We start from the raw sequence: 24,138 nt of genomic DNA on the forward strand, positions 1-24,138 counted from the left end.
CTTTTCTATTATGCCACAGAGTCCCTACCTGGCAAACGGCGTGGCGCAGTCAACGGTCGCTACAAAACAGCCCGGTGCGTCACAGTGTACGGCGGGCACGGATGGCCTGCGCTCGTTCAGCAAGCTGGTCATCAGGCGGGTAGGCTACTTGCTCCAGGGTCAGGCCCCGAGCAGCTATGGGACCAGTGGAACCTTCACGCAAGGGGTGGGCAATCTTGTCGGCAAACCATTGCACGGACCGGCGCCCCAGGCCCACCTGAATGCAGGCCGCGACCAACGAGCGGACCATGTTATGGGCAAATGCATCGGCTACGATCCGGAAGACGGTCAGCCCGGACTCCATGAAGGGCGGAAGGTATCCGACGGCACTCTGCTCCGGTTCAACACCGAACAGATTCACGGTCGGAACCAGGTCCCAGTGTGCTGCCTTGACCTTGCGGATGGTCGTGCCCCCAGGGTTTGGCCTGGCGAAGGATCCGAAGTCATGCAAGCCGATGCACTCCACTGCAGCCTCGTTCATAGCTTCCAGATCCAGGCTCCCCTCCAGGTCCAGCACATAACCCCGCATGCGTGGATCCCCCGGCCGACCCCCCTGGCTGACCCGATACAGGTAAGTGCGTTCCAAGGCAGAGAAGCGGGCATCGAAACCCATGGGAGCAGCTCGGAGCCCTAGCAGCACGATGTCAGCAGGCAACAGGTGGCGGAGACGGCGTTCCAGGGCCAAAACACCATCAACCCCCATATGTCCCTCGCAGGCCTCGAGCACAACTTCAGGAATGTCCAGGTGCGCCACCTGATGAGATGCGTGGACCCCAGTGTCGGTCCTGCCAGCCACGACCAGCCTTGGTTCCCAGACGACTTGACTATGGGAAACCTCGCCATCTGATTTGCGGGCTCCAGTTATCAGAGACAGGGCATGCTCGATGCAGCCTTGGACCGTGCGAAGCCCAGGCTGCCGGGCCCAACCGTGGAAGCCGCCGCCGTCGTAAGCCAGATCCATGCGCAGCCTGACAAGGGACATGTTCTTTTCCTGATGCTCCATCGAGACCTCCCTGGCACCTATGACAAACGGGGCCGGAGAGCCATGCTCCCCGACCCCGTCATCAGAACAAAGACCGATTACTCGGCGGCCTTCTCGGCATCCTCAGCCACGTCGGCGTCTTCCTCAGCCTGGGCTGCTGCCTGATCCGCCTTGTCAGCGGTCTGCTCCAGATCCTCAGCAGCCTGGTCGGCCTGGGCCACATCCTGATCGGACTCATTGGCCTCGACGGCCTGGTCGACAGCATCCTTGGCAGCGCCTTCGGCAACGGCAGCATCGGTGGCGGCAGCCACCTCGGCGTTGTCGTCCTTGGCGGCCACCTTGGCTGCGGACTCAGCCTCCTTGACCACGGCCTTCTTGGCAGACAGAGGCTCGGTGACCAGCTCGATCACGGCCTGCGGGGAGTTGTCTCCACGGCGGGGCGCTATCTTGGTGATTCGGGTGTAGCCACCCTCACGCTGCTGCATTTGCTCAGCGATCTGCGTGAACAAGATATGGACCACAGACTTGTCGCGGATGACGCGCATGACGCGGCGGCGGGCAGGCAGATCCCCGCGCTTGGCGAAGGTGATCAGCCGCTCAGCCAGCGGACGCAGGCGCTTGGCCTTGGGTAGGGTGGTCGTGATGCGGCCGTTGGCGAAGAGGCTGGTGGCCATGTTGGCCAGCATCAACCGCTCATGCGCCGGGCTGGAGGCCAGACGTGGGCCCTTGCTAGGTTTTGGCATTGGATTATCTCCTTACGGCCCGGGAGGACAGGTGGGCATACGCCCGAACATCCGACTTCCCGGAATTTCTGTCAGCAGGCGACGGAACCCTTCCCCCTCGCCCGCTCATACGAAGGCTGCAATCCCTCACTCGTCGTCAGGCGAGAAGAAGGTGCCTCCCTCGAGATTATTAGTGTCGAAGCCCAGCGGTGAGGCCTTCAGCGACAGCCCCATGCCCTCAAGCTTCTCCTTGACCTCGTCGATGGACTTCATGCCGAAGTTGCGGATGTCCAGCAGATCCTGCTCGGTATGCGAGACCAGCTCGCCGATGGTGTGGATTCCTTCGCGCTTGAGGCAGTTGTAGGAACGCTGCGTCAGGTTCAGGTCCTCAATCGGCACGGACATTTGCGGATCAGCTTCTTCCACCTCAGGCTCGGGCCCAACCTCTACGCCCTCGGCCTGAGTGTTGAGCTCGCGGCAGAGGCCGAAGAGCTCGACCAGGGTCGACCCAGCGGACGCCACTGCATCACGCGGCGAAATAGCCGGCTTGGTCTCCACATCCAGGATCAGCTTGTCGAAATCCGTGCGCTGCTCGACACGGGTGGCCTCGACCTTGTAGCTGACCTTGAGCACAGGAGAATAAATGGAATCAACCGGGATGCGGCCGATCTCATCGTTGTCCTGCTTGTTGAGCTGGGCCTGGACGTATCCACGCCCACGCTCCACCGTAAACTCGATCTCCAACTCGCCATCCTCGGCCAAGGTCGCGATATGCAGATCAGGATTGGCCACGGTGACGCCTGCCGGCGGGGTGATATCCCCGGCTGTGGCCTCACCCTTGCCGCTCTTGCGCAAATACATGACCACAGGCTCGTCGTATTCGCTGGTCAGCACGATGCCTTTGATGTTGAGCAGGATCTCAGTGACGTCCTCCTCCACACCGGGCAGCGTGGTGAACTCGTGCAGGGCACCCGAGATGCGGACCGAGGTCACAGCCGCACCGGGTATGGAACTCAGCAGGGTACGACGCAGGGAATTGCCCAGAGTGTACCCGAATCCCGGCTCCAAGGGCTCGATGGTGAAACGGGAGCGCTGGGCATTGACGACTTCTTCAGTAAGAGTCGGACGCTGTGCAATAAGCACTGTTGCTATCCTTTCAGCTCCGACCGGTGGTGCACTCACCGGTCTTCGCGGGTGGATTCATGGGTTTTCTAGTGCTCAGACGCGACGGCGCTTGGGAGGACGAACGCCATTGTGTGCCTGTGGGGTCACATCCGAGATGGAACCGACCTCCAGGCCTGCGGACTGCAGGGAGCGGATGGCGGTCTCACGGCCCGAACCCGGGCCCTTGACGAAGACATCCACCTTCTTGACCCCATGCTCCATGGCCTTGCGGGCTGCGGATTCAGCGGCCATGCCCGCTGCGTAAGGAGTGGACTTGCGGGAGCCCTTGAAGCCTACGTCGCCGCCCGAAGCCCAGGCCACTACAGCACCGGAAGGATCGGTGATGGAGATGATGGTGTTGTTGAATGTTGACTTGATATGCGCCTGCCCGACCGGAACCGACTTGCGATCCCGACGACGAGGCTTGCGCGCGGCCTGCTTTGCTGCTGCCATTGATCCTCGTTTCCTTGTCACGAATAACGAATAACTAATTGCTAGTGCGAACCATCGGGGACCCTCATCCCCGCTTCGCATTCAGCCTTACTTGGTCGCCTTCTTCTTTCCGGCGACAGTGCGCTTGGGTCCCTTGCGGGTGCGGGCGTTGGTCTTGGTCCGCTGGCCGCGCACGGGCAGACCCCGGCGGTGGCGCTGGCCCTGATAGCAATTGATTTGGATCTTACGGCGAATATCAGCGTCGATCTCACGACGCAGATCACCCTCGATCTTGTAGTTTCCCTCGAGGTAATCACGCAGCGTAATGAGCTGCTCGTCCGTGAGATCCTTGACGCGGGTGTCCGGATTCACTCCGGTCGCGGCAAGTGTTTCCTTGGCGCGAGTACGCCCCACACCGAAGATGTAGGTGAGGGCTATCTCTATGCGCTTCTCGTTGGGGATGTCGACTCCGGCAAGACGTGCCATTGCGATTCCTTTTTGCTCTACGCAGGTCGTGCACCGAGTCTTCCGGTCTCCCGGCCCGGGCCTGCGCACCCGGGGTTCAGCCTATCGGCTGTGACTCAGCGCCTTTGGTGTTCGTTGCCGCTGGGAATCCGCTCAGCCCTGGCGCTGCTTGTGGCGTGGGTTTTTGCAGATCACCATGACGCGGCCGTGACGACGAATCACGCGGCAGTTCTCGCAGATTCTCTTCACACTAGGGCTGACCTTCATGGTTTTCCTTTGCTTGTGTACCTTGTTACTTGTACCGGTACGTAATCCGTCCGCGGTTCAGATCATAGGGACTCATTTCGAGCACCACCCGATCCTGGGGCAGAATGCGGATGTAATTCTTGCGCATCTTGCCGGAAATGGTGGCCAGCACCAGGTGCTTGTTCTCGAGCTCGACGCGGAACATCGCATTCGGGAGGGCCTCGACCACACGCCCTTCCACCTCGATCACACCATCTTTTGCCATAAGCCTTCTATCCGATCCTCGGCCGGTTACACGGCGCGCCGAAAGACACGCCAAATGGTAAGTATAGCATTGATGGACCCAAAATTGGGCAATAGCGTGTTGACACGACAAAAGGGCCGTCCGAACGGCTGTCGCTCAATCAGTATAGCAGTCGTTCAGACGGTCCGATAAGGACCCGAATCCCTCAGTCCTCAATGGCGATGTTCTGCGTGTTGTCAGCCGGCTCGATGCTGGTCTTGGGCAGGGTCACCTCGAGGGTGCCATTGGCGTAGTGAGCATGGATGTCCTCCTGGCGTACCTTGTCGCCCACATAGAAGCTGCGGGAGCAGGACCCTGTGTAACGCTCGCGCCGAATCCAACGGCCCTGATCGTCCTTGTCGCCCTGGTCGCTGTTCTTCTGCGCGGATACAATCAGGTAGCCGTCCTCAAGACGCAGGCCGATGTCCTTCTTGTCAAAGCCAGGCATGTCGATGGAGAGCTGGTACTGCCCGTCTTTCTCACGCACATCCGTGTTCATCAAGGGGCTGTTCAGCGCGTTCTTGGCGCTCTGACCCTGCCGACGCCCGTCACGCCAGTTGTTGAAGAAGGGATCATCGAAGAAGTCGCCGAAGATCGAATTGTTCATCAATGCGGGAAACATAGCCATAATCGCATCTCCTGATTCTCTAAGTCATCGTTTCTGCGGACCGGAACCCCAGACGGACATCCTGTCCTGTCCTCCCGGGCTCCCTGCCCTTCACTTTGTCCAAACCACGGGCCCCGGGTTCCATGCCCGATGTTCACCCAAGGAATAAAAGTTGAGTCGCGGAGACTCAACTTTTGCTAGCGGACTTGATTACTCTTCTTTGTTCTCTCATTCTTCGGGCCTTGAATGACCACATGTTAGACATTACGGGCCACAATTCTTGTGACGTAACTTTGGGGCATTTACCATAGGATAAGATTCCGCCAGCCCCCGTAGGCTCTTGAGGGCGGACCCAATCGTATGTGGACCGGACGGACCGGCCATTCCTAGTCAAAGGAGCTCAGATGCTCACCAACGAATACATCAAGCGCGTATACCAGCAGGTTGAGAAGCGCGACGGCGACCAGCCGGAATTCCTGCAGGCTGTGCGTGAAGTCTTCTCCAGCCTGGAGCCCGTGGTGGAGCGGCATCCCGAGTATGAGGCCAACGGCGTGCTGGAGCGCCTGGTCGAGCCTGAGCGTGCAGTCAAGTTCCGTGTGGCCTGGACCGACGATCAGGGCCATGTTCAGGTCAACCGCGGTTACCGGATCCAATTCAATTCAGCAATCGGTCCCTACAAGGGCGGCCTACGCTTCCACCCGACCGTGACCGAGTCGGTCATCAAGTTCCTGGGCTTCGAGCAGATCCTGAAGAATTCGCTGACCGGACTGCCCATGGGCGGTGCCAAGGGCGGATCCGACTTCGACCCCAAGGGCCGCTCGGATGCCGAGGTCATGCGCTTCTGCCAGGCCTTCATGACTGAGTTGCAGCGCCACATCGGGCAGTTCACCGACGTGCCCGCCGGCGACATCAACGTGGGATCCCGCGAGATCGGCTACCTGTTCGGTCAGTACAAGAGAATGCGCGACGAGTACTCGGGCGTGCTGACCGGCAAGGACCTGACCTTCGGCGGCTCCCTGGCCAGGACCGAGGCCACAGGCTATGGCCTGTGCTACTACACCCAGGAGGCCCTGCAGACGCTGCGCAAGGATTCCTTCCAGGGTAAGACCGTCGTCATCTCCGGCTCGGGCAATGTGGCCATCTTCGCCATCGAAAAAGCCCAACAACTGGGCGCCAAGGTGGTGACGGCATCCGACTCCAACGGATACGTCTACGATCCCAACGGAATTGACCTCGACGTCGTCAAGGACATCAAGCTGGGTCACCGCGGCCGAATTCGCGAGTATGCAGACCGCGTAAACTCCGCTCAGTACCACGAGGGCTGCAAGGGTGTTTGGACCGTGCCCTGCGACATCGCCCTGCCCAGCGCAACACAGAACGAAATCGACGAGGAATCCGCAAAGACCCTAGTCGCCAACGGATGCACCGTAGTCTGCGAGGGCTCCAACATGCCATCCACCCCCGAAGCCATCCAGGTCTATCAGGACAACAAGGTGCTCTACGGACCTGCCAAGGCCGCCAATGCCGGCGGCGTCGCAGTCTCCGGTCTGGAGATGAGCCAGAACTCGCTGCGCCTGCAGTGGACCTTCGACGAGGTGGACCAGCGGCTCAAGGACATCATGACTGGAATCTTCCAAAAGTCCTACCAGGCCTCCAAGGAATACGGGCATGAGGGCGACCTGATGCTGGGCGCCAATGTGGCCGGCTTCACCAAGGTGGCCGATGCCATGGTGGCCCAAGGCATCCTCTGAGAATAGGACTTAGACCATTTGAACATAAGGGGTCCGACCCGCTGAAATTGCAGGTCGGACCCCTAACTTAGGCGACCAGCTGGTCGATGACCTCGGGATCAATACTCTGACGCGGGTTGAAGTCCTTGGAGCCCAGATACCGATAGATGCTGGTCTGAAGGGCCTGAGCCTCCGGATACTCGGTCAGATTCTGCAGGCCCATGGAGGAGAGCAGAAGCCGGCCCTTACCGCAACGGCATTCCAGCAGCTGTGTCATGGGCCGCAGGTAGGCGTAGCTGTCCATCTCAGTGATGATGGATCGGTAGCGCTCAGGCAGGATGATGGCCCGCTGGGTGGCCATGGGCCACCACTGCCAGTCAGTATGCGAGTCGGTCGGGAAATCGACAAAAATAGGGTGGTCGGCTTGAATGAATTGCCCCATGGTGCCGCTCTGGTCCTTGAATGTCCCCACTGACCAGAAGTCCGTGGAGAAATGGGCCTGCACGGATCTGGGTAGGGACTGGGCCGTGGAGTCAGGACTCAGATAGACTGTGCCTCCCTGGTCCAGGATCCGACGCGCCTGTTGGTCAAACCTCCTGGCCTCGTACAGACCGCCTGGCCGTTCAGGCTTGCTGTCCCGGTAGACCCAGACCGGATAGACATTGGTCACGCCGTCGATCTCCAAACTCAGACGGCAGCGTTGGTTGCCTTCAACGCCATCCAGAGGCAGTTCGAAGGCTCCAAGATCGGTCAGCTTGCCCACCGGACAGGTAATCTGAGGGAAGACACGCTCCAGATCAACCCCCTGGCCTTGCAACTGCAGCCGAAGATCACCCTGCAGCGTGCGTCGGCCGTAGTTGGCCACTTTGACCGTCCCTGAGAGCTTCTCCCGGCTGGTATAGGCATAGCGATCCATGACTGCCAGCGGCAACTGGTCGGTGAAGAAGGACCGGAAGCGTTCAGGACGGGCGAAGGGAAATCGCTTGGGGTGCAGATGGGCATCCATCATGCCCACCAGAGCCGTGCCCTGTCCGGGAAAGTCCTGCAGACCCAGCAGCGAAAGTCCCGACATGGAAGGGGTTCGCAGGACGGACTCCACCTCCTCCCGGTAGCAGATCTGCGACAGTTCGCCTGTAGCGGCCACCCATTCCAGCCAGGTGCGCTGGTCCAGGCCAGATTCACGGACCCTGTCACGGATCATTGCGTAATTGTCAGGACGGGTGACTCCGGTGAACTCCTCAATCTCTCGGAAGTCTGGCAGCACTTCATACTGGCCGACCTCGAATCCATAGACCGGCACCTTGCACTCTTTGCGGACTGCCTGCATGGAGTCCTGGAAATTGTGTACAGTTCCCGGATGGGCAGCGTTGGTGGATCCGCGCATATTGGCGAAGCAGCAGCGCAGGTCGTGGCCCTTGTAGGACTCGGAGGTATAGACCTCGTTGCAGTCGTCACTGCCCAGCTGGCCATAGTGCGGATTGGAGGAATTGGCATAGAGCCGGGTGTCGTCAATGCCTCGTGCATCCTCAATCAGCTGAGCCATGCGCTGGTGGCCGGTCGCATCCGCAGACAGCTCGTTGCCCAGGGTGAGCATGACAAAGGAGGGATGGTTGGCCAGGAAGAGCAGCGTCTGCTCCAGTTCGGTGCGATAGTAGCGGTAACTCACATCCTCCTGGAAGGCATGATGGTAGTCCCAGTGGGAGAGCTCGGGCTGCATCATCATCCCCATCCGGTCCGCGGCGATGAAGGCTGCCTCGGGCGGGCAGTGCGAGTGGAAACGGACTACATTCACTCCGTATGACCGGTAGGCCTCCAGAATACGAATCCAGGAGCCCACGTCCATGGGCGGGAAGCCGGTCTGCGGAAACTCAGCGCAATTGGCCTCGCCTCGCAGGAAGAAGGCCCTGCCGTTCAGAGCCAGTCTCCCCTGCTCATCGGCTGCGAAGTCACGGATGCCGAAGTCCGTACTTACCCGCGAGAGCACCCTGGATCCGTCTGGCGGCAGGAGCTCGATTGCCATGCCATGCAGACAGCCCTGGTATTCGTCCCAGCGATCCGCATGGGCATCAAGCGGAAGATCGGGCCAGGTCAGTGTTCGCCGCCCAGGTTCCAGGTCTGCAGCGACCTCCAGCGGCTGGGCCAGTGCATCGGAAGAGAGTCTCAAACGACCATGGAATCCTTGGCGCGAATCCACATCAGCCTCTACGGTCAGCGCATCGCCATGGGGGTAGGCACGAATGCTATCTACAAAAGTGTCCTCCTCCACACGCAGACCAATGTTTCCCAGAAGCCCGTTCCAGTTGGTCTGGGTGTGGTCAGTGGCGGTCGAGGAATCCACAATGGCGTCGTGAGGCATGCCCTGGTAGGCGTTGTCGGAATCCACCTGCAGCAGGTCATTGCCCGTCAGCAGTCCGGTCAGCTCGAAGACATGCGGCGTATTCAAGGTCTGAGGACGATAGGGCTCGACCAGGCGTTCTCCCACCCTGACCTCCAGGCGGCGAGCGCGCTCCACCTCGAAGAAGACCCTTCGGCCCGGCTGTGGAGACCATCTGATTTGTCGGGACAGCCTGACCGTCCCCTCAAAGGTGTGCCGCCTGGTCAGCCGAGAGCCGATAGGGCCGGGCTTGCCGCTGCCATAGTCATCAGACAGCTCCTGATCATCGTGTCCGAGTCCGTTGGTGTCCAGCGTACCCGGCAACAGGACGGTTCCCTGCAGCTCAGATGGGGACTGAACCCGCCAGGCTCCAGTCAATGCAACCCTGGTCATGCTTTCCTCCCGGTAAGAATTGCCCTGTGGTCCAATTCATCAGTGAACAACCCGGCCTGAATATGGCCGGCATCCAGTTCCAGCACCCGCTTCAGGCACTCCCGAGCCTGGTCGATCTGCCCCATGCCGATGCGTGCCAGTGCCATCAGGTAGAGGCAATGAACCCGGTTCATACGGGTATAGTCCGCATCAAAGGTCAGGAAGTCGGGAAGGGAGACTGCGAAGTAGTCCTTCTCCACATGATCGTCCAAATGCTGCTCGCCAAAGTCCAGCAGCCGGTAGTAGCAGGCGTTGGCCGGACCCTGCTCGCCAAGAGCCTGGTGGGCCAGCCCCTGGAAAAGGACCATCTCAGCAGGCTGGTCGTTGTAGTAGAGCGACTCCCCCACCTGCCCGGAGCCCAGGCAGGCCAGACGGAACTCCTGATCCGCAGCATCCTTGTCTCCTGCTGCTCGTCTGGCCAGCCCCAGATAGTAGTGAAGATCGTTGTCCTTCTGACCTTCCAGTTTGCCTTCGCCCAGGTTCTCCGGATAGGTCATGGCTCGTTCCAGCAGGTCCGCAGCACGGTCCCAGTCCTGGGCCGCCATGGCATCCTTGGCCATTAGCTTCAGCGAGATTCGGTATTGGGCGGTGATTTTGCCCTCACCGCCCTCCCAGGGATGGAAGCGCCGGCTGCTCATGAGCTGATAGGCCCGTTCGTAGCCGCCAGTCTGGTTGAGCAGGCTCAGGTATTCAATATAGAGATCGTCCCTGCGGGCCACAACCTCCGGATGCTTTGCAAATTCCGTCAGCCGACGGGCAAAGCTCCAGCCCATCAGCCTATGCAGCTGATCCCGCTCCAGAAAGACCCGGGCATCTTCGGGATCCAACCGGCAGGCGGTCTCGATTTCCCGGTCGGCGGCCTGCCAATCGTGTCGCTTGTTGCCATAGGCGATGGCCAGGTTGCGGTGGACCGTGGCGAAGTCGGGATCCAGTTGCCGCGAATGCTCCCAAAGCTCGATGGCCCGGTCCGTCAGAGACTTGTCGTAGTAGAGACAGCCCAGATAATAGGCTGCCTTGGGACCATCGACCGTGTCCATGGCCATCCGCAAGGGAGCTATATCATCCAGGGAATTGGGGAAGCAGTAGTCCGAAGGCGCGGCCTCGGCGGCTTGGAAGGCTTCAAGAGCCTGATCCTTCCTCCCAAGCAGGTGCAGATACCAGCCTTGATAGTACCGGACCATGGGCTGATGCTGATCGGCCTGGCCCAGCAGCTGCAGCGCCTCCTCATAGGCGCCGAATGCCGCGTAGCCACGGGCCGCTCGCAGGAGGTTGAGGTAATCCCCGCGCATCAGTTTGAACAGCTCGTCCGGATCACCGCCTACCAAGACCCGCTCGTATCCGGATACGAAGTCGAACCGATCCAGGGCCAGGTTCTCGCGCACCACTTGGTCCGCCTGATCCTGCCTGCCCAGCCGACGCAGCAGATAGGCCTTGAGCCCACGAGCCCTGATGTTGTCGGTATTGCGGGTCAAAGAGCGCTGGACGAAGTCCAATGCCTGCTCCAACTGGCCGCGACATGCAGCGATGCAGGACAGGCAGAAGAAGGCCCCTTCCTTTTGGGCATCGTCCCAGGTGGCCTTGTAGAAGGCATCATAGGCCTCATCCGTTCGTCCTTGATAGCTCAAGGCGAGACCCAGATTGTAGTGGGCCTCGGAGTCGTAAGGCTGACTGTTGCGCCAGGTCAACCGCTTGATGGCTGTGCGGAAGTGCTGCTCGGCTCCGGCGAAGTCGCCGCGTCGAAGCAGAAGTCGACCGTAGGCGTTGTTGATGCGTGCATCACCGGGGTCACGCTTGAGCCCCTCCAGGTAGTAAGGATCAGGCCTGTAGGTGGCATGGCGGTACTGTTCCAGGTGCAGTCCGGTCAGCAGCAGCTCCTCGTTGGTGGCGATACGTTCCGGCTGATCGGCGGCCTGCGCCGGCTCGGGAATCTTGCCTCCGGCGTGTGGCTGCGGACGATAGCTGACCAGGAGCCGTCCTTGAGCGTCCTCCACTCGAGCCGTCAATGAAGTAGCCGGACGATTGCCTGTCTCGAATTCGGCCCTGACTTGATTGTCGGGTCCAAGGGTGCCCTGCCACCGGTAAAGGATGGATCCGTCATCGGCAGCAACCTGGACGCATGCATCCTTTTGAACCCGTGTGGCGTAGACGGCGACTCGCCCTTGCCCGGCCTTCAGCCCCTGGGCCTCGATACCCTCATGCTCGCCGGCAGCTCCGAAGGTCTGCTCGGGGCCGACTTCCAGGTTCAGGGCCGCATCCACGCTGGCGTTCTTGACCAGCCCAACCTGTTTGTAGGGCATGAAGTACTGGGTGAAGGTCTTGCCCTCGTATGGCTTGAGCCAGGTGAAGTCAGGCTGGTTGTCGGTGAAGACCCCAGTCATCAGCTCCACGTAGGGGCCATCGGCGTCGGTCAGATTGCGATCCCAGGCGTGGCCGAAGTCCCCGCAGCCCCAGGTCCACTGCTTTTTGCCTGGCGAGATGTGATGGTCAGCCACATGCAGAATGCCCGCCTGCCGGGAGAAATCGTAGCCTCCAACGAAGTCATAGTCAGAATGCGCCGCCATATATGAGGTCGGTACCGGCACATTCTTGTAACGGCTGATGTCCACTCCTTGGGAGTAGTCGTGCTTGTAGTAGGTTCCCGTGGCGATCGGATAGCGGGAGACGTCGCGTTTGCCATGGTCCATGACTGCAGTGACATCGGGTGGCATGACGGTCCTGGTGTGCTCGTTGACCGCCACGGCAGGGTTGGCCCACCAGAGGAAGGATTGGGGCAGGGGCGTGCCGTTGTAGAGCCGGGCCGAGATTTCAATGACGCTAACCCCGGGATGCAGGGCGATGGTGGTGGTGACCTGGGTGCCGTAGATGCGGTCGGTATCGTGGCAGACCACCGCCTTGCCCCCGTCCGGCAGATCCTTCAGCGTACAGTCCACCGGAAGGAAGGTACTGGGCCGGTGGTGCTGCGGCCAGTTGAACTCGATGCCCCCGGAAATCCAAGGGCCGGTCAGGCCTACCAGAGCAGGTTTGATGACCCGGTTGCGGTAGACGAAGTCATAGTCGTTGGTCTTGTCCCGAGCATACTGAATGCGTCCGCCCAGCTCAGGCAGGACGGTCACCTCCAGGTATTCATTCTCCAGGATGACCGCCTTGTAGTCCTGATCCTTGCATTCATCCGAGATGGTCTCGATGACCGGGTAAGGATAGACCCGTCCCGAAGAGCCCTGATAGACTCGATTTTCGATAAATTGCGGATTCTTGTCCGGTTTTCCGATCCCGTAGGTGGGAATTGTAAGCTTTTCGACCTTTACTGTGACGCCCATGGTCATCAGCCCCTTGTCTGCTCAGCAAAACTGTATATATTTGCTCTCAGTCTATAGTCGGAATTGGCCCTCGGAACTGTATAAATTGTTTAAAAATATTAAAAAATTGCTACTAGGCCAGCACTTGTCGAACTCGGGACGACTGCAGAAAATGGTCGAATGCATATACAGGAAAGGGGTCGGCCCATCGCGGACCTACCCCCTACACTAGGGTCGCTTAATGCTGGATCATGCCTTTGGCAATCCTGGAGAGCCCTACTCCAGTTCCAAGGATCCGGTGTAGAGCTGGTAGTACTCGCCATGCTTGGCTATCAGCTCATTGTGATTGCCACGCTCGATGATTCGCCCATGGTCCAGGACCATGATCACATCAGAGTTGCGAACCGTGGAGAGCCTATGGGCAATGACGAAGACCGTCCTGCCGCGCATCAGCGCGTCCATGCCCTGCTGGACCACCTCCTCGGTCCTGGTGTCGATTGAGGAAGTGGCTTCGTCCAGGATCATGGCCGGAGGATCGGCCACAGCCGCCCTGGCAATGGAGATCAGCTGACGCTGACCTTGTGACAATCCGCTTCCATCCCCCTCGAGAACGGTCTGGTAGCCCTGGGGAAGCATGCGGATAAAGCTGTCAGCGTTGGTCATTTTGGCGGCTTCGATGCACTCCTGGTCAGTGGCATCCAAACGTCCGTAGCGGATGTTGTCCAGGACTGTGCCGGTGAAGAGGTTGACGTCCTGAAGGACGATGCCCAGGGAACGGCGGAGGTCAGGCTTGCGGATGTTCCTCACATCGATCCCGTCATAGAGGATCTGCCCCTGTTGGATGTCGTAGAAGCGGTTGATCAGGTTGGTGATCGTGGTCTTGCCAGCACCAGTGGCCCCGACCAGAGCAACCTTCTGTCCAGGCTTGGCGAACCAGGTGATGTCGTGCAGGACAGGCTTGCTCGGGTCATACCCGAAGCTGACGTCCGTGAATCGCACATCCCCTTGCAAGAGGGTGTATCGCCCATCAGGAGAGGTGATTGCCTGATCCTTGGCCTTCAGGGCCACATCTCGGGCATCGCCGGGAAGCTTCATGGCGGCCTCCAGCGAGCGCCTGCCATCGTCGTCGGCCTCGCGCTTCCAGGCCCAGTGCCCTGTTTCGTGGTCGACTGGGGTCATGGTCCGGCCGTCCGAGGCCAGTTCGACGCTGACCAATCTGACCGTACCTTGGTCTGATTCAACAGGCTGGTCCATCAGGTCGAAGATACGCGAGGCGCCGGCCAGGGCCATCATGACCATGTTGAACTGCATGGAGACCTGGCCGATGGGGTTGATGAAGGAGCGGGATAGAGTCAGAAGGGAGACGATGGTTCCCAGGGTCAGCGGCCCTGCCCCGGTCAGTCCTACGTTGCCCATGCCCGCGATGCCGGCCAGCCCGCCCACGATGGCCAGGATGACATAGAGCAGGTAGCCCATGTTGCCCACGACCGGCATGGTGACGTTGCCATAGGTATTGGCCTGGGCCGAGGCCTGGAAGAGCTCCTCATTCCGAGCCTCGAAGACCTTGGCGGTGGCATTCTCGTGGTTGAAGACCTTGATGACCTTCTGCCCGTTGACGGCCTCTTCAACGAAGGCGTTCACCTGGCCCAGATAGCGCTGCTGGTGAACGAAGTATCGGCCGCTTCGGGTGACCAGAACCCGGACCACCACAATCAGGACCGCCGCGAAGACCAGGGTCAGGACGGTGAAGGGAATGGAGAGCCAGAGCATGGAGATCAGGGCTGCCAGGGCGGACAGCACCGAAGAGACCATCTGCGGGAAGGACTGGGAGATGGCCTGGCGGAGGGTATCCGTGTCGTTGGTGTAGCGGCTCATGGTGTCGCCGTGCTCATGGGTGTCGAAGAAGCCGATGGGCAGCTCCTGCTGGTGGGCGAACATCTGGTCGCGGATGGTCTTCAGGGTGCCCTGCTCCACCTTGACAATCAGCCAGTTCCAGAACCAGGAGCAGAAGGTCCCCACTGCATAGAGGCAGCCCATCAGGATCAGGGTCCTCATCAGCGGTCCCCAGTCAGGGTTGGCGGCCCCGACCAGCGGCAGGATGTAATGGTCGATTAGCGGCTGGAGGAAGAAGGCCGATGCCGCCTGGGCTCCGGCGCTGATGATGATGCAGACCACGATCACCACCAGCTGCCAGCGGTAGGCCAATAAGTAGCTCAGGATACGACGTGTCGTTCCTGGCGCGGCCTTGTCCAGGCGGGGCTTGCGGTCCTTGAATGATGCGTCACTCATGGTCCTTGTCCTCCTCGCTCTGGTTCCTGGTCTGTGATTCGTAGATGGATCGGTACTCCTGACATGTTCGCAGGAGCTCCTGGTGGGTGCCCTTGTCGAGGATTTTGCCCTCCTCCAGGACCACGATCATGTCGGCGTCCTCCACAGAGGCCAGGCGTTGGGAGATGATGATCTTGGTGGTGTCGGGGATCTCCTGGCTGAAGGCCCGGCGGATCAGCTGGTCGGTCTTGGTGTCCACGGCGCTGGTTGAGTCATCCAGAATCAGGATGTCAGGCTTCTTCAGAAGGGCCCGTGCTATGCACAGACGCTGTCGCTGGCCGCCGGAGAGGTTGGTGCCGCCCTCGTCCAGGTAGGTCTGATACCCATCGGGAAACTCCCGCACAAAACCGTCAGCCTGGGCCAAAGTGCAGGCGCGCACCAGCTCTTCGTCCGAAGCATCAGGATTGCCCCAGCGCAGGTTCTCGGCGATGGTCCCGGTGAAGAGGACATTCTTCTGAAGCACCATGGCCACCTGGTCGCGCAGGACGGTCAGGTCGTACTGGCGCACATCCACCCCGCCCACCTGGAGGGACCCTTCGGTCACGTCGTAGAGACGGGGTATGAGCTGGACCAGGCTGGATTTGGAGGAGCCGGTCCCGCCCACGATGCCCAGGGTCGATCCCGAGGGAACGTCCAGATTGATATGGCTCAGAACGGGACGTTCAGACCGATCCGAGTAGCGGAAGGTCACATTCTGGAAGCTGATGGAGCCGTCGGCCACCTTCATAACCGGCTTGGCGGGATCATGCACGGTGCTGACCTCGTCCAACACCTGGCAAATGCGCTCCGCCGAGGCCTGGGAGATGACGACCATGACCACGATCATGGAGACCATGTTCATGGCCATCATGATCTGGATGGCATAGGTGACCAAGGCAGTCAGATCGCCCGTGGTCAGCCCCAGGGCCGCATTGTTCCCGGATGCCACGATCTGGGAGGCGCCCATCCAGGATATGACCAGCAGAGAGGCGTAGATGCAGAAGTTCAACAGCGCCGGGTTCAGGCTCATAATCCTCTCGGCCTTGCAGAAGGCCCGGTAGATGGCCAAGGAAATACCGTTGAATTTGCGCTCCTCGTAGTCCTCCCGGTTGTAGGACTTGACCACTCTGATGCCCTGAAGATTCTCGTCCACCACATTGTTGAGGTGGTCGTAGGTGTGGAAGACCCGCTCGAAGATGGGGTGCACCAGCAGGGACAGACCGATCAGCCCGAAGCCCAGGATGGGGATGGCGATCAGGAAGACCAGGGATATGGGCCTGGAGATCTTATAAGAAAAGAGCCAGGCGACGATGACCATGATCGGCGCCCTGACCCCGACCCTGATGACCATCTGATAGGCGTTCTGCAGATTGGTCACATCGGTGGTCAATCTGGTGATGATGGAACCGGTAGAGAAGCGGTCGATGTTGGTGAAGCTGAAGGACTGCACCTTGGCGAAGAGGTCGCTGCGGACATTCTTGGCCAGGCCGGAAGAGGCGATGGCCGCATACCGCCCGGACATGAACCCGGAGAACAGGGAGACGGCCGAGCAGGCCAGCAATATCAACCCGAATTTGAAGATGGCCGGCATTGACCTCCCCGAGACTCCTTGGTCGATCAGGGAGGCCATGATGGTCGGAATCACAATTTCAAGGACGCTCTCCAGAAAGACAAAGGCTGGAGCTAGAAAACTGGCCTTTCGGTATTCGCGCAGTGAGCGCAGAATGGTTCGGATGGTGTGCTTCGGACGCGCTGGTTCCTGTTTATCCAATCTGACCACGGATGCCGTAGACCCCTTCAAGTGGACCTCTTCTGTTTCTATTGATTTCTCTATCTTTTACGGCCAATCACCGACATGCAATACCCCCCGGAAGAGGGTCTGAATGCACCTAGGCTATCATCCTCTCCGCCAGAGTTGGGCGGACGCGCGGGGATTTCCGCCCTCCACAAAAAGAAGCTGTCAAGCCCCCTGGGGTCATGCAGCTTCTATGCTTGGGTTAGTCTTAGCAGCGAGCTGTGCCAGTATGTTCTGAACAAGGCCTTCTTACGGTTGATTCAGCTGGCGACAACCCTTTCGCCTGACAGGCTTTGAATTAGCGCTTGTCCAGCTGCGCGATAATCTCCCTGGATATCTGCTCGACCGCTCCCTGACCGTCCACTGCGACCAGAAGGCCACGGGACTTATAAGTGTTCAGCAAGGGTGCAGTCTCCCTGGCATAGATGTCCAGACGCTTGGCGATGGCCTCGGGGGTATCGTCTGCACGTCCCTCTTCCTTGGCCCTCTTGGCGATGCGCTGCATGAGCACGTCATGGTCGGCATCCAAGGCCACCACAGCCGTCAGCGGGGTGTCAAGCTCTTTGAGCATCTTGTCCAGCGCCTCGACCTGGGAAGCCGAACGTGGGTAGCCGTCCAGAATCCAGCCCTGGGCGGCATCGTCCATGCCAAGACGGTCCTTGACGATTGTGTTGGTCAGCTCGTCTGGAACCAGCTCACCCTTGTCGGTATAGGCCTTGGCCTGCTTGCCCAGCTCGGTTCCGTTCTTCAGGTTGTAGCGGAAAATGTCGCCGGTGGAGATGGCCGGAATCCCGTAATGCTTGCTGAGCAAAGCCGCTTGCGTGCCCTTGCCAACACCTTGAGGTCCCATGATCAACAGTCGCTGTGCCATTCCCGATCCTTCGCTCGATGCTCGATTTCTATGTTCTTGGCTCTCCGGTCCAAGACGGTTCTAGCTGTCTTAGCCCCGGAGAACCCACATTTATGTATGCTAGCGGCTACCTGACCCAACACAGGTTCGACTCACTGAACCCATGCAAATGCCCTTCCCGATATAGCAGGGTCCGGCCCTATGCCACCAAGGGCCAAGGTCGGACCTTCATTTGCTTGAGTCTGACACCACCTGCTGGTGTTTGGTTAGGGTCAGCCTTCCTTGTGTTCGCCCTCCAGCAGGAAGCCGGTGTACTGGAACTGCTCGGTCTGAGCCCTGGCCTGACGCAGGGTGTCCAGGCCGACGCCGGCGATAATCAGGATGGTGGTGCCTCCGAAGGGCAACTTGGAGTTGATCTTCAGCAACATGATCAGCACCGTGGGTATCAGCGCCACGAAAAGCAGATAGATGGCGCCAACCGTGTTCAGCCGATTCATCACGTATGACAGGTACCGGCTGGTGGCCCGTCCGGCCCTGATGCCGGGAATGAAACCGCCGTACTCCTTCATGTTGTCGGCCGTCTCATCAGGGTTGAAGGTGATGGAAGTGTAGAAGAAGCAGAAGAAGACGATCATGACCGAGTAGAGCACGATGTACCACACCGAGGTGGTGTTGGCCATATTGGCATCGATCCACTTGACCCAGCTCTGTTCGGGCTTGCCAAACTGGGCGATGAGGGTGGGAATAGCCAGAATGGATGAGGCGAAGATGGGAGGAATCACTCCTGACATATTGATCTTGAGCGGCAAATAAGTCGAGGATCCGCCATACATCTTACGGCCGATCATCCGGCGGGTGTACTGGACGGGTATGCGGCGCTGAGCCAGCTCAACATAGTCCACCAGTATCAGAATGACCACCAAGACAGTCACAACGATGCCGAACTTGACCCAGTCACCGTTCTTGCCGTTGGTGCCCCAGCCGATGTTCCAGAGCTGAGGCAGGAAGCCAGAGCAGATGGAGATGAAGATCAGGACGGACATACCGTTGCCAATGCCCTTGTCAGTAATCAGCTCGGCCATCCACATGATCAGGCCTGTGCCGCCGGTCATGATCAGGACCATGACTACCAGGTTCCAGACCGAACTGTCAGGGATAACCTGCTGCTGGCATGCCCCGTTGAAGAGCGCGCCGTTGCGGGCAGTGACCAGAATAGTCGTGGACTGCAGCACCGCCAGGCCGATGGTCAGGTACCTGGTGTACTCAGTCAGCTTGGCCTCGCCGGACTGACCTTCCTTGTGCAGAGCTTCAAAGCGTGGAATGACCACACGCAGCAGCTGCACCACGATGGATGCGGTGATGTAGGGCATGATGCCTAGTGCGAAGATGGACAGCTGTAACAGAGCCCCGCCCGAGAACAGGTTGACCAGGCCGATGAAGTCCTCATTGCCGGCTGTGGTGATGCACTTCTGCACGGCAGGATAATCCACACCTGGGGTAGGTATGAACGACCCGATGCGATAGATGATGATGATGCCAAGAACAAAGAGGATTTTCTTCCTCAACTCCTTGGTCTTGAAGGCCTGGATTAACGTCCTCACCTAAGTTCCCTCCCTACGCGCCCACGCGTTGGTCCCGGTGCATCGCACCTTATTGCTCCGACCAGCTTAACCGATGGCTCCGTCAAATCCCGACGGCAACCTGGCCGGAAACGAATTCCGGCCCTCGCCCGCTTGGAGCGGGGAGGGCCGGAATCATCTGCCTTGCGGTCTGTCCCCTATGAGTGTCAGTCCTCAGAGACGGACCCGCCTGCGGCTTCTATCTTGCTTTTGGCCGAGGTCGAGGCCTTTACACCCTTGAGGGTGAAAGCAGCCTTGACATCGCCATCACCCAAGACCTTGACGGGGTGGCCCTTGCGGACCGCTCCCTTGTTGACTAGATCCTCGACAGTGACCTCGCCGCCATTGGGGAAGAGCCCTTCCAGAGCACCCAGGTTGATCACCTGGTACTCCTTCTTGAAGGGGCTCCTGAACCCACGCAGCTTGGGCAACCGCATGTACAGGGGCAGCTGGCCGCCTTCAAAGCCCGGACGGACCTGGTAGCGTGCCTTGGTGCCCTTGGTGCCACGACCGGAGGTCTTGCCCTTGGACCCCTCGCCACGACCCACACGGATGCGGTCGCGCTTGGCACCCGGAGCAGGACGCAGGTCATGCATCTGCAGGATGGTGGGCTCTTGCTTCTCGCTGGCCATAATCAGTCTGCCTCCTCTACGTTCACCAGGTGGCGGACCTTGTCGGCCATTCCCCGGTAGACGGGGGTGTCCTCACGCAGGACTGTCTGGCCGATCTTGTGAAGGCCCAGAGACCTGACGTTCTCCTTCTGGCGGTCGGTGGCATGAGCCACGCCCTTGACCAGGGTGATCTTGATCTGCTTGGTCATCACTCACCTGCCTTCGACTGCTCGTCAGCCTTGGCCTTGGCCTCTTCGCGCTCCTTGCGCTCGTCGGCGATGCCGGCGGCACGTGCGCGCAGGAGGGAGTCAGGGGCGACCTCCTCCAGGGGCAGACCACGGCGTGCCGCGATCTCCTCAGGCTCCTCCAGCTGCTTCAGGGCAGCTACAGTGGCCCGCACCATGTTGACGGCCGTGGCCGAGCCCATGGACTTGCTCAGAATGTCGGTGATGCCTGCGCACTCCAGAACGGCGCGGACCGGACCACCGGCGATGACGCCGGTTCCTGGGGCTGCAGGCCGCAGGAGAACGGTTCCGGCTGCATCGTGGCCAATCACCGGATGGGTTACAGTGCCGCGGATGCGGGGAACGGTGAACATGTGCTTCTTGGCGTCCAGCTGACCCTTGGAGATAGCTGCGGGGACCTCACGGGACTTGCCGTAGCCAACACCCACAGTGCCCTTGCCGTCGCCCACGACCACCAGAGCCGCGAAGCTGAAGGTTCGGCCGCCCTTGTGGACCTTGGAGACACGGTTGATGGTCACGACCCTGTCGAGCATGTCGTCACGCTCGTCGCGGTCGCGGCGGCCACGACGGCCATCCCTACGGCCGTCACGGGAGCCGCCCCGACGACCGCCGCGGCGATCATCGTTCCGGTCGTTCCGGTCCCTTCTGCCACCCTGGCTGGACTGAGTGTTTGTGGAATCTTCAGTCACCTGGGTTGTTTCCTTTGTCGTTTCGTTGTCGCTCACAGTGCCAAACCTCCCTCACGGGCGCCTTCCGCAACCGCTGCGACCCTTCCGTGGTACTTGTTGCCACCACGGTCGAAGACCACGGTGGTGATGCCAGCCTTCTTGGCCTTGGCCGCGATCTGCTCGCCTACCTTGCGGGCGGCCTCGGTCTTGGTGCCCTTGAAGGAGCCGTAGTCCGAAGCCATGGTCGACTCGCTGACCAGGGTGATGCCCCTGGTGTCGTCGACGATCTGGGCGATCATGTTGCGGTTGGTCCGTGTGACCACCAGACGGGGACGCTCTGCCGTGCCGGATACATGCTTGCGCAGACGGGCATGGCGGCGCAGACGGGCGATCTTCTTGCCTTTGCCTAGTATCGAGACCGTCATATCACTTACCAGCCTTTCCAGCCTTGCGCAGGATGTGCTCGTCGGCGTACTTGATGCCCTTGCCCTTGTAAGGCTCGGGAGCACGCAGGGCGCGGATGTTGGCCGCAGCCTGGCCGACAGCCTGCTTATCGATGCCGGAGACGACCACTTCGTTGGCGTTCGGTGTCTCGAAGGTGATGCCCTCCGGGGGGTCGACAGTGATGGTATGGGAGTAGCCCAGCGAGAACTCCAGGGACTTGCCCTTGGCAACCACGCGGTAGCCTGTGCCGACGATCTGCAGGTGCTTGCTGTAGCCCTTGGAGACGCCCTCGACCATGGATGCCACAATGGAGCGGCTCAGGCCATGCTTGGCCTTGGTGGTGCGGTCCTCGTCGGCGGGGGTCATGATGATCTCATTGCCCTCGACTTTGCCGGTGATGCCCTCGGGCAACGTGCACCCGTCGGAGCCCTTGGGACCCTTCGCGGTGAATTCCTGGCCCTTGAAGGCCACCTCCACACCTGCCGGAACGGCGATGGGGAGCTTACCAATATGCGATGCCATGTTCAGCTCTCCTTTCTCACCATACGTAGGCGACGATTTCGCCGCCGATGCCCCTGTCGAGGCATTCCTTCTGGGTCATCAGTCCCGAGCTGGTCGAGATGATGGCGATTCCCAGCCCGCCCAGCGGCATGGGCAGGGAATCCGATTTGGCATAACGGCGCAGACCGGGCTTGGAGACACGCTTGATTCCCTGAATGGACTGACGTCCATCGGGACCGTACTTGAGCGTGATCTCCAGATCCTGCCCGACGCGCGCCTCCTTGGCGCGGTAATCGGCGATAAAGCCTTCGCGCTTGAGAATCTGCGCGATGTTCGCCTTGAACTTGGAGTACGGCATGTCGACTGTTTCATGCTTGGCCGCACTCGCATTACGCAGACGTGTCAGCATGTCTGCGATGGGATCTGTCATTGTCATGTGGGCTTATGCCCTTCCTCGCCGTGGTTTCCGCCGCCGGGCAGCAATCTGCCTCGACCGCGGACCTTCAGCGTCGATCTTTACCAACTGGACTTCGTCACACCCGGCAGCTCGCCGCGATGAGCCTTCTCACGAAGGCAGATGCGGCACAGGCCGAACTTGCGATAGACGGAATGAGGACGACCGCAGACCTGGCAGCGCGTGTAGCCACGCACCTTGAACTTCGGCTTGCGTGCCGCCTTGTTTCTCAGAGCGGTTTTTGCCATATCAGTTCTCCTTGAAGGGGAAGCCCAGCTGCTTGAGCAGCGCCCGGGCCTCCTGATCGTTCTTGGTGGAGGTCACCACTGTGATATCCATACCACGCTGGTGATCGATCTGATCAGGATCGATCTCGTGGAACATGGACTGCTCCGTGAGACCGAAGTTGTAGTTGCCCTGGCCGTCAAACTGACGGTCGCTGATGCCGCGGAAATCGCGGATGCGAGGCAGAGCCAGGGTCAGCAGTCGATCCAGGAACTCCCACATGCGCACGCCACGCAGGGTGGCGAAAGCGCCGATGGCCTGTCCCTCACGCAGGTGGAACTGCGCCACGGACTTCTTGGCCTTGGTGATCTTGGGCTTCTGGCCGGTGATGGCCGTCAGGTCCTTCACCGCACCCTCGATCAGTTTGGAGTCGCGTGCCGCGGCACCCACGCCCATGGAGACCACGACCTTCTCGATCCTGGGCACCTGCATGGGGTTGGAGAACTTGAACTCCTTCTCCATCTCGGGCACGATGTTCTCGCGGTACTGCTGCAGCAAACGAGGGACTGCCGGTGCTTCAACGGTGGTATCGCTCATGACAGCTCCTTGCCTGACTTCTTGGCGAAGCGGGTGCGCACGACCTTGACCTTGCCGTCACGCGCCTCCTCCTTGATGTTCACGCCGATGCGAGTCGGCTTCTTGGTCTCCGGGTCGATGACCATCACGTTGGAGCGATGGATGGGCGCCTCGGTCGGGACAATGCCCGACTCCTGACCCTGCTGGGTGGCCCGCACATGCTTCTTGACGATCTGAATACCCTCGACGATCAGGCGGTCATTGGGCAGAATCCGCAGAACTTTGCCCTCCTTGCCGCGATCCTTGCCGCGGATGACCTTGACCTGGTCGCCTGTCTTGATTTTGGCTACCACTTCAGATCACCTCCGGTGCCAGGGACACGATCTTCATGAAGCGCTTGTCGCGCAGCTCACGGCCGACCGGTCCGAAAATACGAGTGCCGCGGGGCTCACGACCGGTGCCGAGGATGACCGCCGCGTTCTCGTCGAACTTGATGTAAGAGCCGTCATGGCGACGGTGCTCCTTTACTGTACGGACGACAACCGCCTTGACGACCTCGCCCTTCTTGACCGACCCGCCGGGAATGGCATCCTTGACGGTGGCGACGATCACATCGCCAATGCCGGCATAGCGTCGCTTCGACCCGCCGAGCACGCGGATGGCCAGGATCTCCTTGGCACCCGTGTTGTCGGCGACCTGAAGCCGCGATTCCTGCTGAATCATTGATTCTCCTTAGCCGCGCTGGTTCTCCGCAGACACCCCGCGCCAGGGCGGGATGAAATGCGGAGCCTGGCCGAACTTGTTACTTGGCGCGCTCGACGATGGAGTCGAGACGCCAGCGCTTGGTCTTGCTCAGAGGACGGGTCTCCATGATACTCACGAAGTCGCCCACATGGGCCTCGTTCTTCTCATCATGGGCCTTGACCTTGCGGTTGCTGCGGACGACCTTGCCGTACAGGGGGTGGGTCGAACGCTGCTCCAGCTCTACGGTGATGGTCTTGTCCATCTTGTCGGACACGACGTAGCCGCTGCGAACCTTGCGGAAGTTGCGCTCCTGCTTGTCAGCCATGC

Annotated in this window: 26 protein-coding genes; 1 reads left to right on the plus strand and 25 read right to left on the minus strand. The window is 60.1% G+C overall.

Going from position 1 to position 24,138, the window contains the following annotated elements; all coding sequences use genetic code 11:
* Positions 1-79 precede the first annotated feature (79 nt).
* From ACVWNW_RS02690 to ACVWNW_RS02725, 8 genes are all read right to left on the minus strand, one after another.
* Entirely contained in the window at positions 80-1,042 is a 963-nt protein-coding gene (locus ACVWNW_RS02690; RefSeq protein ID WP_454482889.1) for a tRNA pseudouridine synthase A, read from the minus strand.
* Between the two features lie 77 nt (positions 1,043-1,119).
* Positions 1,120-1,764 carry a 50S ribosomal protein L17 gene (gene rplQ, locus ACVWNW_RS02695; protein WP_110413362.1) on the minus strand — a complete coding sequence of 215 codons (645 nt, stop codon included), beginning with the start codon at positions 1,762-1,764 and terminating at the stop codon, positions 1,120-1,122.
* A 126-nt stretch (positions 1,765-1,890) separates the two neighbouring features.
* On the minus strand, positions 1,891-2,886 hold the full coding sequence (locus tag ACVWNW_RS02700) for a DNA-directed RNA polymerase subunit alpha (RefSeq protein WP_110425723.1): 996 nt from the start codon (positions 2,884-2,886) through the stop codon (positions 1,891-1,893).
* A 75-nt stretch (positions 2,887-2,961) separates the two neighbouring features.
* Complete coding sequence (rpsK, locus tag ACVWNW_RS02705; protein WP_015022328.1) at positions 2,962-3,360, minus strand: 30S ribosomal protein S11; 399 nt, start codon at positions 3,358-3,360, stop codon at positions 2,962-2,964.
* Between the two features lie 87 nt (positions 3,361-3,447).
* Positions 3,448-3,825 carry a 30S ribosomal protein S13 gene (rpsM, locus tag ACVWNW_RS02710; protein WP_015022329.1) on the minus strand — a complete coding sequence of 126 codons (378 nt, stop codon included), beginning with the start codon at positions 3,823-3,825 and terminating at the stop codon, positions 3,448-3,450.
* Between the two features lie 132 nt (positions 3,826-3,957).
* Positions 3,958-4,071, minus strand: coding sequence for a 50S ribosomal protein L36 (gene rpmJ / locus ACVWNW_RS02715; RefSeq protein WP_015022330.1), 114 nt, complete (start codon positions 4,069-4,071; stop codon positions 3,958-3,960).
* A gap of 25 nt (positions 4,072-4,096) precedes the next feature.
* Positions 4,097-4,315, minus strand: coding sequence for a translation initiation factor IF-1 (infA, locus tag ACVWNW_RS02720; RefSeq protein WP_015022331.1), 219 nt, complete (start codon positions 4,313-4,315; stop codon positions 4,097-4,099).
* A 184-nt stretch (positions 4,316-4,499) separates the two neighbouring features.
* Positions 4,500-4,961 carry an Hsp20/alpha crystallin family protein gene (locus tag ACVWNW_RS02725; RefSeq protein ID WP_046323294.1) on the minus strand — a complete coding sequence of 154 codons (462 nt, stop codon included), beginning with the start codon at positions 4,959-4,961 and terminating at the stop codon, positions 4,500-4,502.
* A 383-nt stretch (positions 4,962-5,344) separates the two neighbouring features.
* Here ACVWNW_RS02725 and gdhA point away from each other — a divergent pair, with 383 nt between their 5' ends.
* Positions 5,345-6,691, plus strand: coding sequence for an NADP-specific glutamate dehydrogenase (gdhA, locus tag ACVWNW_RS02730; protein WP_454482894.1), 1,347 nt, complete (start codon positions 5,345-5,347; stop codon positions 6,689-6,691).
* A 67-nt stretch (positions 6,692-6,758) separates the two neighbouring features.
* Here gdhA and ACVWNW_RS02735 read toward each other — a convergent pair whose 3' ends face one another.
* From ACVWNW_RS02735 to rpsQ, 17 genes are all read right to left on the minus strand, one after another.
* Positions 6,759-9,437 carry a glycoside hydrolase family 2 protein gene (locus tag ACVWNW_RS02735; protein ID WP_454482896.1) on the minus strand — a complete coding sequence of 893 codons (2,679 nt, stop codon included), beginning with the start codon at positions 9,435-9,437 and terminating at the stop codon, positions 6,759-6,761.
* Complete coding sequence (locus ACVWNW_RS02740) at positions 9,434-12,793, minus strand: tetratricopeptide repeat protein (RefSeq protein WP_454482898.1); 3,360 nt, start codon at positions 12,791-12,793, stop codon at positions 9,434-9,436. The genes ACVWNW_RS02735 and ACVWNW_RS02740 overlap by 4 nt, the downstream gene beginning before the upstream one ends.
* Positions 12,794-13,048: 255 nt before the next feature.
* Complete coding sequence (locus ACVWNW_RS02745; protein ID WP_454482900.1) at positions 13,049-15,061, minus strand: ABC transporter ATP-binding protein; 2,013 nt, start codon at positions 15,059-15,061, stop codon at positions 13,049-13,051.
* Entirely contained in the window at positions 15,054-16,880 is a 1,827-nt protein-coding gene (locus tag ACVWNW_RS02750) for an ABC transporter ATP-binding protein (protein WP_461196312.1), read from the minus strand. The genes ACVWNW_RS02745 and ACVWNW_RS02750 overlap by 8 nt, the downstream gene beginning before the upstream one ends.
* Before the next feature lie 292 nt (positions 16,881-17,172).
* Positions 17,173-17,745 (minus strand): adenylate kinase, encoded by a 573-nt coding sequence (locus ACVWNW_RS02755; RefSeq protein ID WP_454482904.1) that lies wholly within the window; start codon positions 17,743-17,745, stop codon positions 17,173-17,175.
* Positions 17,746-17,996: 251 nt separating this feature from the next.
* A complete protein-coding gene (secY, locus tag ACVWNW_RS02760; protein WP_046323301.1) occupies positions 17,997-19,325 on the minus strand; it encodes a preprotein translocase subunit SecY in 1,329 nt (442 codons plus the stop codon).
* A gap of 185 nt (positions 19,326-19,510) precedes the next feature.
* Positions 19,511-19,975: a 50S ribosomal protein L15 gene (gene rplO, locus ACVWNW_RS02765; RefSeq protein ID WP_454482907.1), complete on the minus strand. Its 465-nt coding sequence runs from the start codon at positions 19,973-19,975 to the stop codon at positions 19,511-19,513.
* Positions 19,976-19,977: 2 nt separating this feature from the next.
* A complete protein-coding gene (rpmD, locus tag ACVWNW_RS02770; RefSeq protein ID WP_045924814.1) occupies positions 19,978-20,163 on the minus strand; it encodes a 50S ribosomal protein L30 in 186 nt (61 codons plus the stop codon).
* Positions 20,163-20,924, minus strand: coding sequence for a 30S ribosomal protein S5 (rpsE, locus tag ACVWNW_RS02775; RefSeq protein ID WP_029678063.1), 762 nt, complete (start codon positions 20,922-20,924; stop codon positions 20,163-20,165). The genes rpmD and rpsE overlap by 1 nt, the downstream gene beginning before the upstream one ends.
* Complete coding sequence (gene rplR / locus ACVWNW_RS02780; RefSeq protein ID WP_313840738.1) at positions 20,921-21,292, minus strand: 50S ribosomal protein L18; 372 nt, start codon at positions 21,290-21,292, stop codon at positions 20,921-20,923. The genes rpsE and rplR overlap by 4 nt, the downstream gene beginning before the upstream one ends.
* 1 nt (position 21,293) lies before the next feature.
* Positions 21,294-21,833, minus strand: a complete 540-nt coding sequence (rplF, locus tag ACVWNW_RS02785; RefSeq protein ID WP_046323303.1) for a 50S ribosomal protein L6 — start codon at positions 21,831-21,833, stop codon at positions 21,294-21,296.
* 16 nt (positions 21,834-21,849) lie between these two features.
* Entirely contained in the window at positions 21,850-22,248 is a 399-nt protein-coding gene (rpsH, locus tag ACVWNW_RS02790; protein WP_024626787.1) for a 30S ribosomal protein S8, read from the minus strand.
* A gap of 80 nt (positions 22,249-22,328) precedes the next feature.
* Positions 22,329-22,514, minus strand: a complete 186-nt coding sequence (locus tag ACVWNW_RS02795) for a type Z 30S ribosomal protein S14 (RefSeq protein ID WP_015022346.1) — start codon at positions 22,512-22,514, stop codon at positions 22,329-22,331.
* A 1-nt stretch (position 22,515) separates the two neighbouring features.
* The gene (gene rplE, locus ACVWNW_RS02800) at positions 22,516-23,088 is read right to left on the minus strand and encodes a 50S ribosomal protein L5 (protein WP_046323304.1); all 573 of its coding nucleotides are present in this window, start codon (positions 23,086-23,088) and stop codon (positions 22,516-22,518) included.
* Entirely contained in the window at positions 23,085-23,420 is a 336-nt protein-coding gene (gene rplX, locus ACVWNW_RS02805) for a 50S ribosomal protein L24 (protein ID WP_015022348.1), read from the minus strand. Before rplX ends, rplE begins: the two co-directional genes overlap by 4 nt.
* Position 23,421: 1 nt before the next feature.
* The gene (rplN, locus tag ACVWNW_RS02810) at positions 23,422-23,790 is read right to left on the minus strand and encodes a 50S ribosomal protein L14 (protein WP_015022349.1); all 369 of its coding nucleotides are present in this window, start codon (positions 23,788-23,790) and stop codon (positions 23,422-23,424) included.
* Between the two features lie 79 nt (positions 23,791-23,869).
* Positions 23,870-24,136, minus strand: coding sequence for a 30S ribosomal protein S17 (gene rpsQ, locus ACVWNW_RS02815; RefSeq protein ID WP_015022350.1), 267 nt, complete (start codon positions 24,134-24,136; stop codon positions 23,870-23,872).
* Positions 24,137-24,138: the final 2 nt, after the last annotated feature.

The organism is Bifidobacterium sp. JNUCC 75 (assembly GCF_054819865.1).

Excerpts from the sequence above, each read along its gene's own strand:
- ACVWNW_RS02690 (WP_454482889.1), bottom strand. The coding sequence starts at position 1,042 with ATGGAGCATCAGGAAAAGAACATGTCCCTTGTCAGGCTGCGCATGGAT.
- rplQ (WP_110413362.1), bottom strand. The coding sequence starts at position 1,764 with ATGCCAAAACCTAGCAAGGGCCCACGTCTGGCCTCCAGCCCGGCGCAT.
- rpsK (WP_015022328.1), bottom strand. The coding sequence starts at position 3,360 with ATGGCAGCAGCAAAGCAGGCCGCGCGCAAGCCTCGTCGTCGGGATCGC.
- rpsM (WP_015022329.1), bottom strand. The coding sequence starts at position 3,825 with ATGGCACGTCTTGCCGGAGTCGACATCCCCAACGAGAAGCGCATAGAG.
- rpmJ (WP_015022330.1), bottom strand. The coding sequence starts at position 4,071 with ATGAAGGTCAGCCCTAGTGTGAAGAGAATCTGCGAGAACTGCCGCGTG.
- infA (WP_015022331.1), bottom strand. The coding sequence starts at position 4,315 with ATGGCAAAAGATGGTGTGATCGAGGTGGAAGGGCGTGTGGTCGAGGCC.
- ACVWNW_RS02725 (WP_046323294.1), bottom strand. The coding sequence starts at position 4,961 with ATGGCTATGTTTCCCGCATTGATGAACAATTCGATCTTCGGCGACTTC.
- gdhA (WP_454482894.1), top strand. The coding sequence starts at position 5,345 with ATGCTCACCAACGAATACATCAAGCGCGTATACCAGCAGGTTGAGAAG.
- ACVWNW_RS02735 (WP_454482896.1), bottom strand. The coding sequence starts at position 9,437 with ATGACCAGGGTTGCATTGACTGGAGCCTGGCGGGTTCAGTCCCCATCT.
- ACVWNW_RS02740 (WP_454482898.1), bottom strand. The coding sequence starts at position 12,793 with ATGGGCGTCACAGTAAAGGTCGAAAAGCTTACAATTCCCACCTACGGG.
- ACVWNW_RS02745 (WP_454482900.1), bottom strand. The coding sequence starts at position 15,061 with ATGAGTGACGCATCATTCAAGGACCGCAAGCCCCGCCTGGACAAGGCC.
- ACVWNW_RS02755 (WP_454482904.1), bottom strand. The coding sequence starts at position 17,745 with ATGGCACAGCGACTGTTGATCATGGGACCTCAAGGTGTTGGCAAGGGC.
- rplO (WP_454482907.1), bottom strand. The coding sequence starts at position 19,975 with ATGGCCAGCGAGAAGCAAGAGCCCACCATCCTGCAGATGCATGACCTG.
- rpmD (WP_045924814.1), bottom strand. The coding sequence starts at position 20,163 with ATGACCAAGCAGATCAAGATCACCCTGGTCAAGGGCGTGGCTCATGCC.
- rplR (WP_313840738.1), bottom strand. The coding sequence starts at position 21,292 with ATGACGGTCTCGATACTAGGCAAAGGCAAGAAGATCGCCCGTCTGCGC.
- rplF (WP_046323303.1), bottom strand. The coding sequence starts at position 21,833 with ATGGCATCGCATATTGGTAAGCTCCCCATCGCCGTTCCGGCAGGTGTG.
- rpsH (WP_024626787.1), bottom strand. The coding sequence starts at position 22,248 with ATGACAATGACAGATCCCATCGCAGACATGCTGACACGTCTGCGTAAT.
- ACVWNW_RS02795 (WP_015022346.1), bottom strand. The coding sequence starts at position 22,514 with ATGGCAAAAACCGCTCTGAGAAACAAGGCGGCACGCAAGCCGAAGTTC.
- rplE (WP_046323304.1), bottom strand. The coding sequence starts at position 23,088 with ATGAGCGATACCACCGTTGAAGCACCGGCAGTCCCTCGTTTGCTGCAG.
- rplN (WP_015022349.1), bottom strand. The coding sequence starts at position 23,790 with ATGATTCAGCAGGAATCGCGGCTTCAGGTCGCCGACAACACGGGTGCC.
- rpsQ (WP_015022350.1), bottom strand. The coding sequence starts at position 24,136 with ATGGCTGACAAGCAGGAGCGCAACTTCCGCAAGGTTCGCAGCGGCTAC.